11 protein-coding genes are annotated in these 16,069 nt (G+C 40.7%); 1 reads left to right on the forward strand and 10 read right to left on the reverse strand.

Annotated features, from left to right (window positions below; genetic code table 11):
• Nucleotides 1-168: 168 nt before the first annotated feature.
• The 6 genes from KDU71_RS01105 to nuoE form a co-directional block, all read right to left on the reverse strand.
• Entirely contained in the window at nucleotides 169-1,359 is a 1,191-nt protein-coding gene (locus tag KDU71_RS01105; protein ID WP_212188047.1) for a SpoIIE family protein phosphatase, read from the reverse strand.
• Nucleotides 1,343-3,202: a [Fe-Fe] hydrogenase large subunit C-terminal domain-containing protein gene (locus KDU71_RS01110; RefSeq protein WP_212188048.1), complete on the reverse strand. Its 1,860-nt coding sequence runs from the start codon at nucleotides 3,200-3,202 to the stop codon at nucleotides 1,343-1,345. The genes KDU71_RS01105 and KDU71_RS01110 overlap by 17 nt, the downstream gene beginning before the upstream one ends.
• A gap of 4 nt (nucleotides 3,203-3,206) precedes the next feature.
• On the reverse strand, nucleotides 3,207-3,467 hold the full coding sequence (locus tag KDU71_RS01115) for an NAD(P)H-dependent oxidoreductase subunit E (protein WP_212188049.1): 261 nt from the start codon (nucleotides 3,465-3,467) through the stop codon (nucleotides 3,207-3,209).
• A 68-nt stretch (nucleotides 3,468-3,535) separates the two neighbouring features.
• Nucleotides 3,536-5,326, reverse strand: a complete 1,791-nt coding sequence (locus KDU71_RS01120; RefSeq protein WP_212188050.1) for an NADH-dependent [FeFe] hydrogenase, group A6 — start codon at nucleotides 5,324-5,326, stop codon at nucleotides 3,536-3,538.
• 17 nt (nucleotides 5,327-5,343) lie between these two features.
• On the reverse strand, nucleotides 5,344-6,522 hold the full coding sequence (locus tag KDU71_RS01125; RefSeq protein ID WP_212188051.1) for an NADH-ubiquinone oxidoreductase-F iron-sulfur binding region domain-containing protein: 1,179 nt from the start codon (nucleotides 6,520-6,522) through the stop codon (nucleotides 5,344-5,346).
• A gap of 361 nt (nucleotides 6,523-6,883) precedes the next feature.
• Nucleotides 6,884-7,363: an NADH-quinone oxidoreductase subunit NuoE gene (gene nuoE, locus KDU71_RS01130; RefSeq protein WP_212188052.1), complete on the reverse strand. Its 480-nt coding sequence runs from the start codon at nucleotides 7,361-7,363 to the stop codon at nucleotides 6,884-6,886.
• Nucleotides 7,364-7,626: 263 nt separating this feature from the next.
• Between nuoE and KDU71_RS01135 the strand changes: the two genes are divergently transcribed.
• Nucleotides 7,627-8,304 (forward strand): AlbA family DNA-binding domain-containing protein, encoded by a 678-nt coding sequence (locus KDU71_RS01135; RefSeq protein WP_317195153.1) that lies wholly within the window; start codon nucleotides 7,627-7,629, stop codon nucleotides 8,302-8,304.
• Here KDU71_RS01135 and KDU71_RS01140 read toward each other — a convergent pair.
• The 4 genes from KDU71_RS01140 to rpoC form a co-directional block, all read right to left on the reverse strand.
• On the reverse strand, nucleotides 8,280-10,106 hold the full coding sequence (locus KDU71_RS01140) for a serine hydrolase domain-containing protein (RefSeq protein ID WP_212188053.1): 1,827 nt from the start codon (nucleotides 10,104-10,106) through the stop codon (nucleotides 8,280-8,282). The two genes, KDU71_RS01135 and KDU71_RS01140, sit on opposite strands and share 25 nt — an antisense overlap.
• An 8-nt stretch (nucleotides 10,107-10,114) precedes the next feature.
• Nucleotides 10,115-11,293: an exo-beta-N-acetylmuramidase NamZ family protein gene (locus tag KDU71_RS01145; RefSeq protein WP_212188054.1), complete on the reverse strand. Its 1,179-nt coding sequence runs from the start codon at nucleotides 11,291-11,293 to the stop codon at nucleotides 10,115-10,117.
• Between the two features lie 74 nt (nucleotides 11,294-11,367).
• Nucleotides 11,368-11,688, reverse strand: a complete 321-nt coding sequence (locus tag KDU71_RS01150) for a DUF3467 domain-containing protein (protein WP_212188055.1) — start codon at nucleotides 11,686-11,688, stop codon at nucleotides 11,368-11,370.
• A 70-nt stretch (nucleotides 11,689-11,758) separates the two neighbouring features.
• A complete protein-coding gene (rpoC, locus tag KDU71_RS01155) occupies nucleotides 11,759-16,033 on the reverse strand; it encodes a DNA-directed RNA polymerase subunit beta' (protein WP_212188056.1) in 4,275 nt (1,424 codons plus the stop codon).
• Nucleotides 16,034-16,069 lie beyond the last annotated feature (36 nt).

Raw genomic sequence — 16,069 nt, forward strand, 5'->3', positions numbered from 1 at the left:
GAGAAAAAAAAGGCCAGAAGTCTGTTTTCAATAATACAGAACAAGTCTAAATTATTTCCCAACAAATCACTTGGCAGGCAGAGGAATAACTTACAATTTAAAAGCACTACTAAAAACTGAATATCAATCTAGAAGCTTTTGAAGATTCATGATTTACATCATGTTTACTTACATATATTCTATTGTTACATCTTTCATGAATCTGACTTCCAAAAGACGCATGATGCGCTTTACAACTGTGCGCCTGATTTCCAGCTCCACAGGCAGATTAGGATCCTGATGTGCTACATTTATTCTGGTACCGTTAAGGATGTGAATGCGGTCACTTTCGAATAGCATCTTTATAATTTGGTCAGCAGGTCCCTTGGAAAGTCGTGTATTAACCGTATAGGTTTCCAACAAACGAGCCACTTTACCCAGTGTCAGAATACCTTCTGTAACCAGGTTGATACTTTCCATGTAGGAAACGGGCGGCAATTCGTTGTCTTCCGACTCAAAACCGGCATCAAATTTTAGTGCCAGCTCACGAGCGACAATTTCAGCGGTTGTTCCGCCGGCAATAATTTTACGCCCCTTAAACTGCTTGACTTTTAAAGAGAAAGCAAAATCATTACTATCTTCAAAAGGCGGGCCAGTAATTAACAGTAACTTGCGTGGCTCCCGATAGTATATAACGCCACATGAAGAGTCGTCTTTGGGCTTATCGCCATCATGTAACTGGGCCATATTAATAACTTTTTGCGCCAGCTTACCCGAGGATGCAAATGGGGTGTACTTCACAATCTTTTGCACATACTCGCCTAACTCTTCTCTACCCCAACCAAAGGGGAAAGCTCTTGTGCCCATGCCAGACTGTACAATACCATCTGACCAGAAAAAAATCCTATCCTCCAACCGGGCCTTAAACTTGCAGATACGCAGTTTCTTACCCTTATTTTGTTCTCCGTCAAGAATTAAATCTTCCCAGCCAGGATCATATTCATCCATCCCCCTCATTATCATGCACAACGGATTATCGTATTCCACAATAGTGGTGGTTCCGTCATCCTCAATATCAATAATTGTAAAAGTGCTGTAACTAACCTTTCGCACACTACATACCGGTAAGGTATTCATAATTATTTCAGCTGAACGGGCCACTTCCCTGTGTTCTATTGTGAAGTTCATAGCCATTGAAGCCGTTAATGTTGCCAGAACATTAGCCTTAACACCACTTCCCATACCATCGGAAAGCACTGCAATTATTCGCCCCTCCTCCTTTATCCGCCTGGAAAGAAAGACATCGCCACAGATTATCTCACCAACATGATTATTTTGGCGACACTCAACGTCAATAAAGTATTTATTTACCGGATCCATGCTTTTCGCCTAACTGTTGCGCTTCGATTATGCTATTGAGGGTCTTCTCTGTTTTTGAGGCACTCTCGCCAAGTAAGAAAGCAATCTGCTGAACCGTTTCCAGGTTCTCCTTAATCACGTCACGGGCCCGCTTTATTACTTCTTCCTTTCTAACCTCTGGGGTTATCAAGTCCCGTATTATTCCTCCAACTATTTCATGCCGCTTAATGGTAAAAACAGATACATTAATGATTGAATTGGCAAATTCAACATCACGCTCCAATACATCTTGTCCCGACTGCAAAACCGATGCAAACACCTTATGAAAATCGACCAGACTTTTCAATTCAGCCCCTTTTAAACCTGGCACTACTTCAGCTATTTCGCGTGCATCATCTCCAATCATCTCCACAAAGCGCTCATTGGCTTCAATCACATTAAGTCCTTCATCAACTATAACTACACCCGCTCTTAACTTATTTAACATGGCCGTAGTTGTTTCAGCAGCTTCACGAGCCAGTTTTTCTTCTACCCTGGCCTTCTCCTCACTTATCACTAAAGCTTCCTGCGTTTTCCTGTATTTTTCATTGGATGCATTCACTTTATTGACATATGATCGCAGCTTTTTGATCGAGAAAGTGTAGCACTGTTCATAGTCGGTTAAGCCCTGTAAGTGGGCCACTGCAAATTCTCTGCATGATGGATAGCCACAAGCACCACACCCCAACTGATCTTCTTGTTTCGATTTACCCATATCGGCCAGAACAGCATCTATCTGTTCCTTAGATGGAATTGGCAGTCGTATATCTTTAGATTTAAAATTTCTGTTTAAATCAAGGGTTTTAAACTCTTCAATATCCAGGCGCCACTGATAGGCATCAATGGCTTTCATGCGCTTATTAACATACTTAATCACCTGCGAACGCCGGGTAAACTTCTTACCTCCCTGTGATGTACCGGGTCCTTGTATGCAACCCTTGCAATAGAACAGATCGAGGTGCTGATTAAGCTGGTTTTCCTGCTTAAATTCTTTAATTGATTGCAAAAAGTTAGTTCGACCTTCGGTGATAATGATATCTCCTTCGAGCAAACCTTGATTGATATCTACCGCTTGAAACAATCCATGGGATATAGGAAACAGTCCACCTTTGCGGCCCAATGGCGGATCAAACTCACTAAATTCAACGGTTTTTTCAGTGATGCCCTTTTGAGCAAACAACTGCCGCAATTCAACAAACGTAAGTACGCCATCTATATGACCATCGGTATGATAAAATTGCTTCTTTTCATCTTTAGCTGCAGTACATGCTGTGAGGTAAACGATTTTAACATCATCGCCATAGCGCTTGTGAATAATTTTTGCCATGGCAATGTATGGCGGCACAATTGGTGCCAGGTTTTCGACCAATTCCGGCTCCTGCTTCTCAATATAGCTAACTACAGGCGGACATTTGGTGGTAATATAGTGCTTACCCTGGAAACTGTCTACCAGATCCTTATATTTGTATGCCACCAAGTCAACCGCAAAAGACATTTCCGTAACAATGTCAAAGCCAATTTCCCGAATCATTGCTACAAACTTTCGATAATCTGCCACATCTGTAAATTCGCCAGATATAGCCGGATCACAAATAGCAGCAACCTTATCATTTTGACCAATTAAACTCTTAACGATCTCTATATCGCTACGGTACTGAATAGCCTGCTGAGCACACATGGTAACGCACTGACCGCAGCCAATACACCTGTCAGGCAGTATTTGTGCATATTTGTCAGCTATTTTGATGGCCTTGGCCGGACATACTCTAACACAAGTATAACTAAGATTACATTTATCCTTATCAGTTACAATCAATTGCCCCATACGTTTACTTTTCCTTTTCTACATCGAAGTAGCTGGTTAGAATTTCATACACATTATCAACGGTCACCTGCGAAAACAAAGTCGTATCTATTTTTAATACCGGACCTTCTTCACACTTACCACCACACAAATCGCCATGGAAGAAGACCTCGGCAGATAACTGATGCTCTTTCAGAAACTCTTTCACTACTTCTAAAACATCTTTATTTCCTCTTGAGAAACATGAGCTTCCAAGACAAATAATTATTTCATGCTTAGTATCCATACTCCTAAAAACTCGTATTTCAAGTTCAAAATAGTAAAAAGAAACCGACCTAAGCCGGTTTCAGAAAATTAATATCGATTTCTTTCTGTATAATGCGTATGCAATAACTTATGCGACACATGCCCAAGAGGCTCTTTCAGAAACTCTTCATACAGATGCATCACTTCCGGATTCTCATGCGATTTTCTGATTGGTTTATGCCTATCTTCGGCATATATGGCCTCACTCCGCTTCTTACGTATGGCTGGTGACGTAGGTATAGGCTGACCTCCGCCTCCAAGGCAACCTCCCGGGCAAGCCATTATCTCAATGAAATGATACTCAGCTTTACCATCTCGCACAGCTTCCATTATCTTTTTAGCATTAGATAATCCATGAGCTACGCATGTTTTAAGCTCTACTCCTTCCAGAAAATCCCACTCGGGCAATACATTCTCAATTTTAATATTGGCTTCTCTGATGCTCTCCATGCCACGAACAGGTGTTATTTCCAGGTTCTCAAATGGCACCTCACGACCTGTAACCACCTCGTATGCAGTTCTCAAAGCAGCTTCCATCACTCCGCCTGTTGCGCCAAAAATAACAGCAGCACCACTCGACTCACCCATTATACTGTCAAACTCATCGTCGGGCAAAGAGGCAAAGTCAATACCAGCTTGCTTAATCATCAGTGCCAGCTCTCTTGTTGTTAACACATAGTCAACATCCTTATATCCGCTGCTGCGCATTTCGGGTCGATCAGCCTCATATTTTTTGGCGGTGCATGGCATTATTGACACACTCACCATATTTTCGGGTTCAACACCAATTTTATTGGCATAGAAGGTTTTTGCCAATGCACCAAACATTTGTTGCGGCGATTTAGCCGTTGACACATTTGGCAGATATTCAGGAAAAGCATGTTCGATAAACTTCACCCAACCTGGCGAACAAGAAGTGGTCATAGGTAATTTAACGCTATCATCTTTATCTTTCACCACTTTCTTCAGCCGATGCAACAATTCATTACCCTCTTCTATTATGGTAAGGTCAGCCGTAAAATCAGTATCCAAAACCGAACTGAAGCCTAATCGACGTAGAGCAGATACCATTTTACCCGTAACAATTTCACCGGCAGGCATCCCCAGGGCTTCTCCCAAAGCAATTCTTACCGCCGGAGCAGTTTGAACAACCACATGCTTTCTATCAGAATTAAGTGAAGACCATACTTCATCGAGATATGTTTTTTCGGTTAACGCACCTGTTGGACATCGATTAACACATTGCCCACAATTTGTACAAACTACCTCAAACATCGGTTTCTCGAAGAAAGAGGATATTTTCATATGCTCTCCTTTGTGTGCCACTGTCAAAGCACTTATACTCTGCAATTGATCGCAGGTGCGTACACACCTCTGGCAGCGTATACATTTACTGTCATCTTTAATGATAGATGGGGAAAAGTTATCTATTGTATAGCCTTTATGAGCAACAAGGTCTATAAACCCATTCTCACCAACAATATATTCTGATGCCAATTCCTGCAATTCGCATTTTCCATTCTTATAGCACCTGGTACAATCAGCCCGGTGTTCACTCACCAGCAATTCCACAATCTGCTTGCGTGCGTTGCGTACTTTCATGCTGTTGGTATGTATCTCCATGCCTTCGGACACTGGCATGGCACAGGCAGGCAACAACCTGTCACTACCTGACTGTTCAACCACACACACACGACAATTACCAGCGACACACAAATCCTCGTGATAGCACAATGTTGGAATACGTATATTAATTTTCCGGGCTGCTTCAAGTATTGTGGAGCCTCCATTAATACTAACAGCTATATTATCTATTTTTAGATTAATCTTATCAGACATAACAATTGGATGAAAGGTTAGTAAATCATTTCTTCTCGGAAATTTTCCACAATGGATGAGAATGAATTAGCGACTGATTGCCCTAATCCACATTTAGCGGTTATACGCATTGCTTCGGCTAAATCCAATAATTTATCCAAATATACAGATGGTTGCTCACCTTTTTTAACGGCCTGAATACCTAAAAGCAATTGCTGGGTTCCAACACGACATGGCGTGCACTGACCACAAGATTCCTCAACAAAGAAGTCAAGATAATTATGCAACACGTTATACATTGAACGTGATGAATTAAAAATCATCATGGAACCACCAGTTGGAAGAGATGTTCCGCGCAATTTGCCCTGATAGCCAATTATCGTTTTTTCAAATCGTTTGCGAGGCACACAAAACCCTGAGGCCCCACCTACCTGAACTGCTTTGGAATCACCATCACCAAAATCGTCCACAAACTTTTGCAGGGACATACCAAACTCCAGTTCATAGATGCCTGGTATGGGAGTATCGCCCGAAACAGAAAACACTTTAGAACCTCTTGAATCCTGCACACCTAAGTCTTTAAATTTTTCAGGCCCGTATTTCATTATTGAATACGTATGTGCGAGGGTTTCTACATTATTAATAACGGTTGGACGGTTCATGTATCCACAATCAGTTGGGAATGGAGGTTTATTTCGAGGTTCACCTCGCTTTCCTTCCATACTCTCAAATAAAGCACTTTCTTCTCCGCAGATGTAGGCGCCACTTCCCATAAATATTTCTACTCTGAAGTTAACACCACACTCATCTAGTATGCCATGAAAATCATCGATAATTTCTAAAAGCTGGCTTTTTAGGAAACTGTATTCACCCCTGAGGTAAATAAATCCTTGTTTAGCACCAATAATGTGGGCACATACTGCCATTCCTGTCAACACCTTATGTGGTACACTTGATAGAATTTCGCGATCTTTAAAAGTGCCAGGTTCACCTTCATCAGCATTACAAATCACATATTTATTCTCGGCTTCTGCTTCAGCTGCCAGTTTCCATTTTAAGCCGGTTGGGAAACCTGCTCCTCCACGCCCTTTCAAACCGGAACTGATTAAATCATTGATCACTTCATCATTGCTTCGGGCTAGTGTTTTCTTTAATATTGTTTCGGTATCGTGCTCATTCTTAAAAATGAGGTCGAGTCGTTGTAAGTTCTTTTTCATCTGTTTAAGTTTATCTATAGTTGGCAGGTGAAACTCTCGCTGAATTTGATTCATCCTAATGGATATCAATTAGTATGATACAGTTTGCGTTCGTTTTACTTGCCTGATAATTACTTGAACGACCAAAGGTTCTAAATCAGAGTCTTTTAATATTAATCGACCCTCAATTGGTTCGTTTAAACTATGATGTCACACTTGATAGAATACATTAAAGCTATATTGCCTTATTCTCGTAAAACCAAATGTTTAATACATAATATGTTGAGACGCATGCCACAGTCAACAATAAATATAGACCTGGCATTGGTGTTTACAGGTTATGAACTAGGTCATATAGATAAGGTGTATTGTTGCTTTGATATTAATTAGCACTAATTTCCTTCTTCTTATAATTCATAATTACTTCGCGCACTTTTTCAGGCGTAAGCTCCGTATATGGTTCATCATTGATGAGCATTGCCGGCCCCTTATGACACTGACCTAAGCAATTGGTTTCTAACAGTGTAAATTTCCCATCATGCGTTGTTTCGCCCAGGTTAATCTTTAGTACTGTTTCTAACTCTTTAATAATTTGATTTTTACCATGCATCATGCAGGTAATTGTCTTACAAACGCGAATAACATACTTACCCAAAGGCTTGGTGTGGAGGAAGGAGTAGAAAGTTGCAGTGCCATAAACCTGGGCTGCCGAGATATTTAATTCGCGGGCAACTTCTACCATGGCATCTTCAGAAATGTGCTGCTCTTGGTGTACAATTCCTTGAAGAATGGGTAAAAGGCTTTCCATTGTCCGGCCATGTTGGTCAGCCAATCCTTTTACCAATTGTTTAACTTCAGTCATAACTGTTGATTTAAGGGATTAAAATAAACTTGGTATAAAGAATTATTTCTTTAAAAGTTAAGTTTTTTTAACACTTAATTCCATGATTTTTCTCATAATTATAGAAATTATTCGCTATTAATACTGATTCTTAATAGCTATCTATCAACATATTATTACCTATTTATGTATTTCTATTACTTTAATGGTCCACATCCAACATTTCTTCATTGAGTTTTAATAATCAGACCAATTTTCCGATCTTTGCGCAAAATACTAGTCAAGTGAATCAGAAAGAACTTCAGCAAATGATCCAGGAGGGTGAGCACCAGACCCAGGATTTTAAGTTTGCCATAACCGATACCAAAAAAATTGCCCGCTCAATAGCTGCCTTTGCCAATACAGATGGTGGCCGATTACTAATTGGCATAAAAGACAATGGTAAAATCGCAGGCGTTGAATCAGATGAGGAATACTACATGATTGAATCGGCTGCCAAGCGCCACTGCCGCCCATCTGTTAATTTCGAAACACGAAAATGGGAAATAGAAGGAAAAACAGTTCTGGAGATTATTATTGAAAAAAGTAGCAAAAAACCTCATTCAGCGCCAGATAAAGATGGTAAACCTACCTACTATGTCAGAGTGAAAGATCAAAATCTGGTAGCTAATCGTATCTTAACTGAGGTGTGGAAACGTGAAAAAGAGCCAGGGGGTGCCTTACTTAAAATTAAATATGCCGAAAGTAAACTATTAACTTATCTTGGTATACATGGCTATATCACCTTCTCAAAATTCTGCGGCATGGCCAATATCAGCCCACGCAAAGCAGAGAAGATTCTAATAAATCTTATCCATATGAAGGTGATTGAGATGGATATTACCGAATCTCAGATCTTTTATAAGATGAACAGCAAACCTGAATACCCAGAACCTAATCAAGGTTTGCCCGAAGATTGGTAGCCATCAATATTTTTTAGCGCATCATAAAAAATCTGCTGTATGCGTGGCCTTACATTCATCTGGTAAATTAATGGATTATCACGCGTTGGATACACCCGGTTAGATAAAAAAATGTAGACCAATTCATATTCAGGATCTATCCACACAAAAGTGCCTGTAAAACCGCTATGCCCATAACTGGCTTTGCTGACACCCGGTGCCGGGTAGCTATCCTGAATTGATAACGTATCATTTCCAAACAAAGGCTTGTCAAAACCTGCTCCACGACGATTATTATTTGCCGGAAATTGCACTTTTGTAAATTCTTTAATCGTTGCCTCCGAAATATATTGAATACCCCCATAGCTGCCCTTCTGAAGGTACATCTGCATTAGTTTAGCCAAATCATCGGCACTGCTAAATAAACCAGCATTACCCGATACGCCGCCCATGACAGCTGCTGCCTCATCGTGCACCAGACCTCTAATCTGCTGTTTTCTGAAATGGTGATCATACTCTGTTGGCACAATGCGAGATGACTCGATGTATTCCAGTGGCTTATAGGTGAGTGATGACGCCCCCAAGGGTTTATAAAATTCATTATACAGCAGAGTTTCATAATTTGTTTTATAAAGCCTGCTCAACAAATCCGGATAAATCATATACGATAAACCGCTGTATTTATACTTCGCCTCATCAAGTAGTGACGACTTACGAATAGCTTTATAAACTTCCTTTTTAAAGCTAGCTGACAAATAAAGGTGCCGATCAATTTGTAAGCTAAACCTGTCTGATTTGTTGATATCGAAATATTGCTCTTTATACATCCCATCCTTTAATAGCAGGGGATAATAGTTGATGTAAGGTGTTAGTTTGGCCTGGTGTGCCAACACATCTCGCACTGTCATTTCCTCCTTATTGGAACGGTGAAATAAACGCTTTTCCCAATCGGGCCAATAATAATAGAATGGTTGATCAAGCTCCATCAATTGCTCATCACAAGCTTTCATGATTAATGGTAATGGGCCACTTATCTTTGTGACCGATGCCAAATCATAAACATCATGCTGCCGAACTTTAATCCGTTTATTATAGGTATGATAGCCATAAGATTCGTTAAATATCACTACCCCTTTTAGAGCCACAAGTACCCGACAACCAGGGAATGCTTTGGCATTGATGGCTTCATAAACAACTGAATCAACGCATGCCTTTATCTCTTGTTGATCTAAACCGAAAACTTCTGCCGACAGATGTTTCAAACGCTGATTTTTATCTGATATATTAAGCGCTTCCCCCTCAGAAGGAAGCGAAATGGCTTTATAAACAAGCTGAATGGCTAAATCTCTATTTAAAGCAGTATTTGATGAACAAAAGAGCGCATTATCCACCTTTTCTAATTGCTCACCTGCAAGCATTAATGAATCAGCGAAATTTAACAAAGACAAAGTGAGGTTTTGGTCAACAACATCATCTAAAACCAATGAATTGCTATCATTGGTAACAACTACCAGGTGCGTGATGGCATCTGCTTCAACTTTATCTACAAAAGAAGAATCATAAGCCGAATAGACTTTAACCTGCTGATATCGATACAGGTTTGTCTCCCATTCGTCAAAATCATCGGACACTACAAAGCCGATCTTATCAGTTGTGAGATCTTGTAGCGGCATATTATCACCGGTTTGCTTGAGCCAACTAAATTGCTTGAGAACCTCATATAATTTGATAGAATAGTCTACAGAATCGTTAAGCTGTGTTCCAGCCTTGCAGGTAAAAATCCATCCAAAAACAAGAATAATTGCGATGATTGCTTTTTTCATGAGTATAATTAAGGATAAAGGAAGTATTGCTCTCTCAGTTTAGAATACGCGTTTAATTCTTCTTGCCAGCTTTCCCTTATTGCTTCCTCGGTCCATCCGGCTTCTATCTTCTTCAGTAAGGTATCATTTCCAGCCAGTAAGTTAAACCACCGCTTTCTGCTAATAAAGTCCTCTCGTTTACCAGACTTCTCATAGAACTCGAGCAGGTATTTTAAAGAAAAATGATGAGTCAGATTTTCATGTCGTAAATCAACACCATAACACAATTTATCTTGCTGCGGCGGATATTTGGACATCCCTTCAATACTTACAGGGGTAAACGTGAATTGCCCAAAAGTTGAGTCGGGGTAACCAATTACCTGAAAAGGCATATACGTACCACGACCAATACTCACTTCCGTAGCTTCAAAATAACAAAGAGATGGATACAGCCGTATTGATAAATCAGTAGGAAGATTAGGCGATGGCTTAACTGGTAATGAGTAAGCCATATCATGCGTATAATTAGCCATTTTAATCACCGATAAGTCACATTGCAAAGAGTCATTAAGCCAATATTCTCCATTAATCATTAAAGCCAGTTCCCCAACCGTTAAGCCATGAACTACAGGAATTGGATGCATTCCCACGAATGATTGAAACTCGTTTTGAAGAACTGGTCCATCGAAGTAATCACCATTTGGATTAGGGCGATCAAGTACAAGCATTTTAACAGCATGCTCGGCACAAGCTTCCATCATGTAATGCATGGAGGAAATATAGGTATAAAAGCGAACCCCGACATCCTGGATATCGAAGACAACAACATCGATTCCTTTCAAATCTTCTACTGTTGGTTTCTTATGCTGACCATACAATGAAATAATGGGCAAAGCTGTTTTGGCATCCACATTATTTTCAATAAGTTCACCTGCATCGGCTTTACCTCTAAAGCCATGCTCAGGGGCAAATATTTTCTTAACCAGAATACCTCTCGCAAGCAGCGTATCTACAAGATGGCTCTTGCCAACCAAAGATGTATGATTGACCAATAGCGCAACATGCTTACCTTCTAATAAAGGCAGGTATTTCTCAAACTGCTCACATCCCAATCTTGATTTAGGTATATCATCTTTAACACTTAGCTTACATGAATAAGCAGAAATAAGACTAAAAACCAAAAGAGTAATCAAAATGAAATTGCGCATTGGATTTTTTTAGTAAAAATAAAAAAAACGAAGCAGTGCTGCTTCGTTCTTCCTAATTAATTAAATACATGCGGTTATGCTTGTCCGGCTGGTCCGAAGTTCATCGGCATCACAGGGCCCTGACCATTATTATCGGTATTCTTAATCGGACCGTGTAATGATTCGTACCGGGCAATATTATCCTTGAGTGCGTTCATTAAACGTTTGGCATGTTCTGGTGTAACAATCACACGCGATTTCACCTGTGCTTTAGGTACGCCTGGCATGATACGCACGAAATCAATAACAAATTCAGCTGGTGAATGAGTAATTATCGCCAGATTTGAATAAGTACCCTGCGAAACCTCTTCGTTAAGCTCTATATTCAACTGATTCGGATTCTTTTTTTCTTCCATAGTTTTATTTTTTAAAAAAGGGGAAGTCACAATTGTGCTTCCCCTCTTCCTATTATCTCATAAAATTTGCTTACTCAACGTCTTCACTGGCAGTTTGCTTGCTCACCAGGCTATCGTATTCTTCTTTCGAACCTACCACAACCTTTGTGAAATTACGCACACCTGTACCAGCTGGAATTAAGTGACCACAAATCACATTTTCCTTCAATCCATCAAGTTGGTCTACTTTACCCTGGATAGCTGCTTCATTCAGTACTTTAGTTGTTTCCTGGAAGGAAGCTGCAGACATAAAGCTCTGTGTTTGAAGAGCTGCGCGTGTAATACCTTGCAGTACCTGGCTTGATGTTGCTGGAATAGCTTCACGAGCCGTTACTAATTTAAGGTCACGACGCTTAAGCTGTGAATTCTCATCACGTAAACGACGGGCGGTGATAATCATACCAGGCTTCAATGATGTTGAATCACCGGCATCTTCTACCACTTTTTTACCCCAAATATTATCGTTTTCTTCCATGAATTCGATCTTATCCACAACCTGCTTTTCAAGGAACTTAGTGTCTCCCGGATCAGCAATATCAACCTTACGCATCATCTGACGCACAATGATTTCGAAGTGCTTATCGTTGATTTTCACACCCTGTAAACGGTATACATCCTGTACTTCGTTTACAATGTACTCCTGAACAGCAGTAGGCCCTTTGATACTTAAGATATCATTTGGCGTAGTTGCACCATCAGAAAGTGGTGTGCCGGCACGAACATAGTCATTTTCTTGTACCAGAATCTGTTTCGAAAGCGACACAAGGTATTTCTTAACATCACCAGCTTTGGTAGTTACGATTATTTCGCGGTTACCACGTTTAATTTTACCGAATGTTACCTCACCATCCACCTCAGAAACCACAGCCGGGTTACTTGGGTTACGGGCTTCGAATAACTCAGTTACACGTGGAAGACCACCGGTGATATCACCTGCTTTACCAACTGCACGAGGAATCTTAGCAAGAATCTGACCTTGAGCCACATCATCGCCTTCATCTACAGCCATGTGAGCACCTACAGGTAAGTTGTAGTTTTTCAACACTTCACCTTCAGGGCTGACCACACGTAAGCCGGCATTCTTCGTTTTATCCCTTGTTTCAGTAATTACTTTTTCGCGGAAACCAGTTTGTTCATCCGACTCCTCCTTGTAGGTAACACCATCGATCATATTTTCGAAAGCCACCTTACCTTTCTTCTCAGAGATAATCAGCGCGTTATATGGGTCCCACTCACAAATCACATCATCCTTCTTAATTTCAGCACCATTCTTAATGAAAAGTTTAGCACCATAAGGAATTGGATAAGTGGTTAAAGCAATATTGGTATTCTTGTCGATGATACGTAATTCTGCCAGACGGCCAATTACAATATCCACTTCATCTCCTTCTTCAGTCTTCGACGGTACTGTACGCAGTTCTTCAATTTCTGCAATACCATCGTATTTAGCAAGAATTTTGTTCTCAGAAGTAATGTTACCTGCAGTACCCCCTACGTGGAAGGTACGTAGTGTCAACTGTGTACCCGGCTCACCAATTGACTGAGCAGCGATAACACCAACCGATTCACCTAACTGAACCATACGACCTGTTGCCAGGTTACGGCCATAACACTTAGCACATACACCTTTCTTAGACTCACAAGTCAGTACTGAACGGATTTCAACTCGTTCGATTGGTGAATCGTTTACGATTCTGGCTTCACTCTCACCAAACTCTTGACCTGACTTAATAATCAGTTCTCCAGTATTTGGATGATAAATATCGTGAACAGACACGCGTCCAAGAATACGCTCGTATAACGAAGCAACAATTTCTTCGTTGTTTTTAATATCTGTAGCAGTAAGACCACGCAAAGTTCCACAGTCTTCTTCTAAAATCACAACATCCTGTGATACGTCAACCAATCGACGAGTCAGGTAACCTGCATCCGCTGTTTTAAGAGCGGTATCCGCAAGACCCTTACGGGCACCGTGAGTAGAAATAAAGTACTCAAGTACAGACAGACCTTCTTTAAAGTTCGAAAGAATTGGGTTTTCGATAATCTGACCTCCTTCTGCACCAGCTTTTTGTGGCTTGGCCATCAGACCCCTCATACCAGATAACTGACGAATCTGCTCTTTAGAACCCCTCGCACCAGAATCAAGCATCATATACACAGAGTTGAAACCTTGATTATCGGTACTAATCTGGTTCATCAATGTTTGTGTCAAGCGCGCATTAACATGCGTCCAAATATCGATGATCTGATTGTAACGTTCATTGTTGGTAATGAAACCCATGTTATAGTTATTCATTACTTCAGCAGCCTCGTCGTAACCTTCCTGAACAAGCGTTTCTTTCTCAGCAGGAATAATCACATCACCCAAGTTGAACGACAGTCCACCTTCGAATGCCATACGGTATCCAAGGTTTTTAATGTCATCAAGGAACGCAGCGGTACGTGGTGTTCCACATACTTTATGCACGTCTCCAATAATATCACGTAAAGCTTTCTTAGTTAATACAGCATTGATATAACCTGCTTCGTTCGGTACAAATTCGTTGAAAAGAATTCGTCCAACGGTGGTTTCAATCATTTTTGTAACAACTTCACCTTCATCGTCAGTATCGAGCGTTTTAACTTTAACAATTGCATGTAAATCAACACGCTTTTCGTTAAAGGCAATCTTTGTCTCTTCAGGAGAATAAAATACTAAACCTTCACCTTTAGCACCTTCACGTGCTTTGGTCATATAGTACAGACCAAGAACCATATCCTGAGAAGGTACCGTAATAGGTGCACCGTTGGCAGGGTTTAGAATATTCTGTGAAGCCAGCATCAACATTTGTGCTTCCAAAATAGCAGCATTACCAAGTGGTAAGTGTACCGCCATCTGGTCACCGTCGAAGTCGGCGTTAAATGCCGCACAAGCTAATGGGTGTAACTGAATCGCTTTTCCTTCGATCAGTTTAGGCTGGAAAGCCTGGATACCCAAACGGTGAAGCGTAGGAGCACGGTTTAACAGTACGGGGTGTCCCTTCAATACATTTTCCAAGATATCCCAAACTACCGGATCCTTACGATCAACAATCTTTTTGGCTGACTTAACCGTTTTTACTACTCCGCGCTCAATGAGCTTACGAATAACAAACGGCTTATAAAGTTCGGCTGCCATATCCTTGGGCAGACCACACTCATGCATATTTAACTCAGGACCTACAACAATTACCGAACGAGCTGAATAGTCAACACGCTTACCGAGCAGGTTCTGACGGAAACGTCCTTGCTTACCTTTCAAACTATCACTTAAAGACTTAAGTGGACGGTTTGAATCAGTTTTTACCGCATTTGATTTACGTGAGTTATCAAATAACGAATCTACAGACTCCTGAAGCATACGTTTCTCATTACGCAAGATTACCTCAGGTGCCTTAATTTCGATTAGACGCTTCAAACGGTTATTACGGATAATAACACGACGATATAAATCGTTCAGGTCAGAAGTAGCAAAACGACCACCATCCAAAGGTACAAGCGGACGCAATTCTGGCGGAATTACCGGCACAACCTTCACAACCATCCACTCAGGACGGTTGATTCCTTGTGAATCACGGAACGACTCAACGACATTCAGACGCTTAAGCGCCTCGTTTTTACGCTGCTGAGAAGTTTCTGTATTCGCTTTATGACGTAAATCATACGATAATGAATCCAAATCGATGCGGCTCAATAGCATATGCAGTGCATCAGCACCCATTTTTGCAATGAACTTGTTTGGATCATCGTCATCTAAATGCTGATTTTCCTTTGGAAGCGTCTCCAGAATATCCAGATATTCTTCTTCAGTGAGGAAATCCATTTTATTGATGCCATCTTCAGCCTTAATACCAGCATTTATTACCACATAACGCTCATAATAAATGATAGTATCTAGTTTCTTTGTTGGCAAGCCAAGCAGGTAACCAATTTTGTTTGGCAACGATTTGAAGTACCAAATATGAGCAACAGGCACCACCAGTGAAATGTGGCCCATACGCTCTCGACGTACTTTCTTCTCCGTTACCTCCACACCACATCGGTCACACACGATTCCACGGTAACGAATACGTTTATATTTACCGCAATGACATTCATAATCCTTCACAGGACCGAAAATTCTTTCACAGAATAATCCGTCGCGTTCCGGCTTGTATGTACGGTAATTAATTGTTTCAGGCTTCAATACTTCACCACTTGACATCTCCAAAATTTCCTCAGGAGAAGCCAATCCAATAGTGATTTTATTGAAGTTACTCTTTTGTTTCTGATCTCTTCTAAATGCCATATAGCGTAGAGTATTATTGTAAATTATATAATATGG

It is taken from the genome of Carboxylicivirga sediminis, from assembly GCF_018156225.1.
GTDB classification, from domain to species: domain Bacteria; phylum Bacteroidota; class Bacteroidia; order Bacteroidales; family Marinilabiliaceae; genus Carboxylicivirga; species Carboxylicivirga sediminis.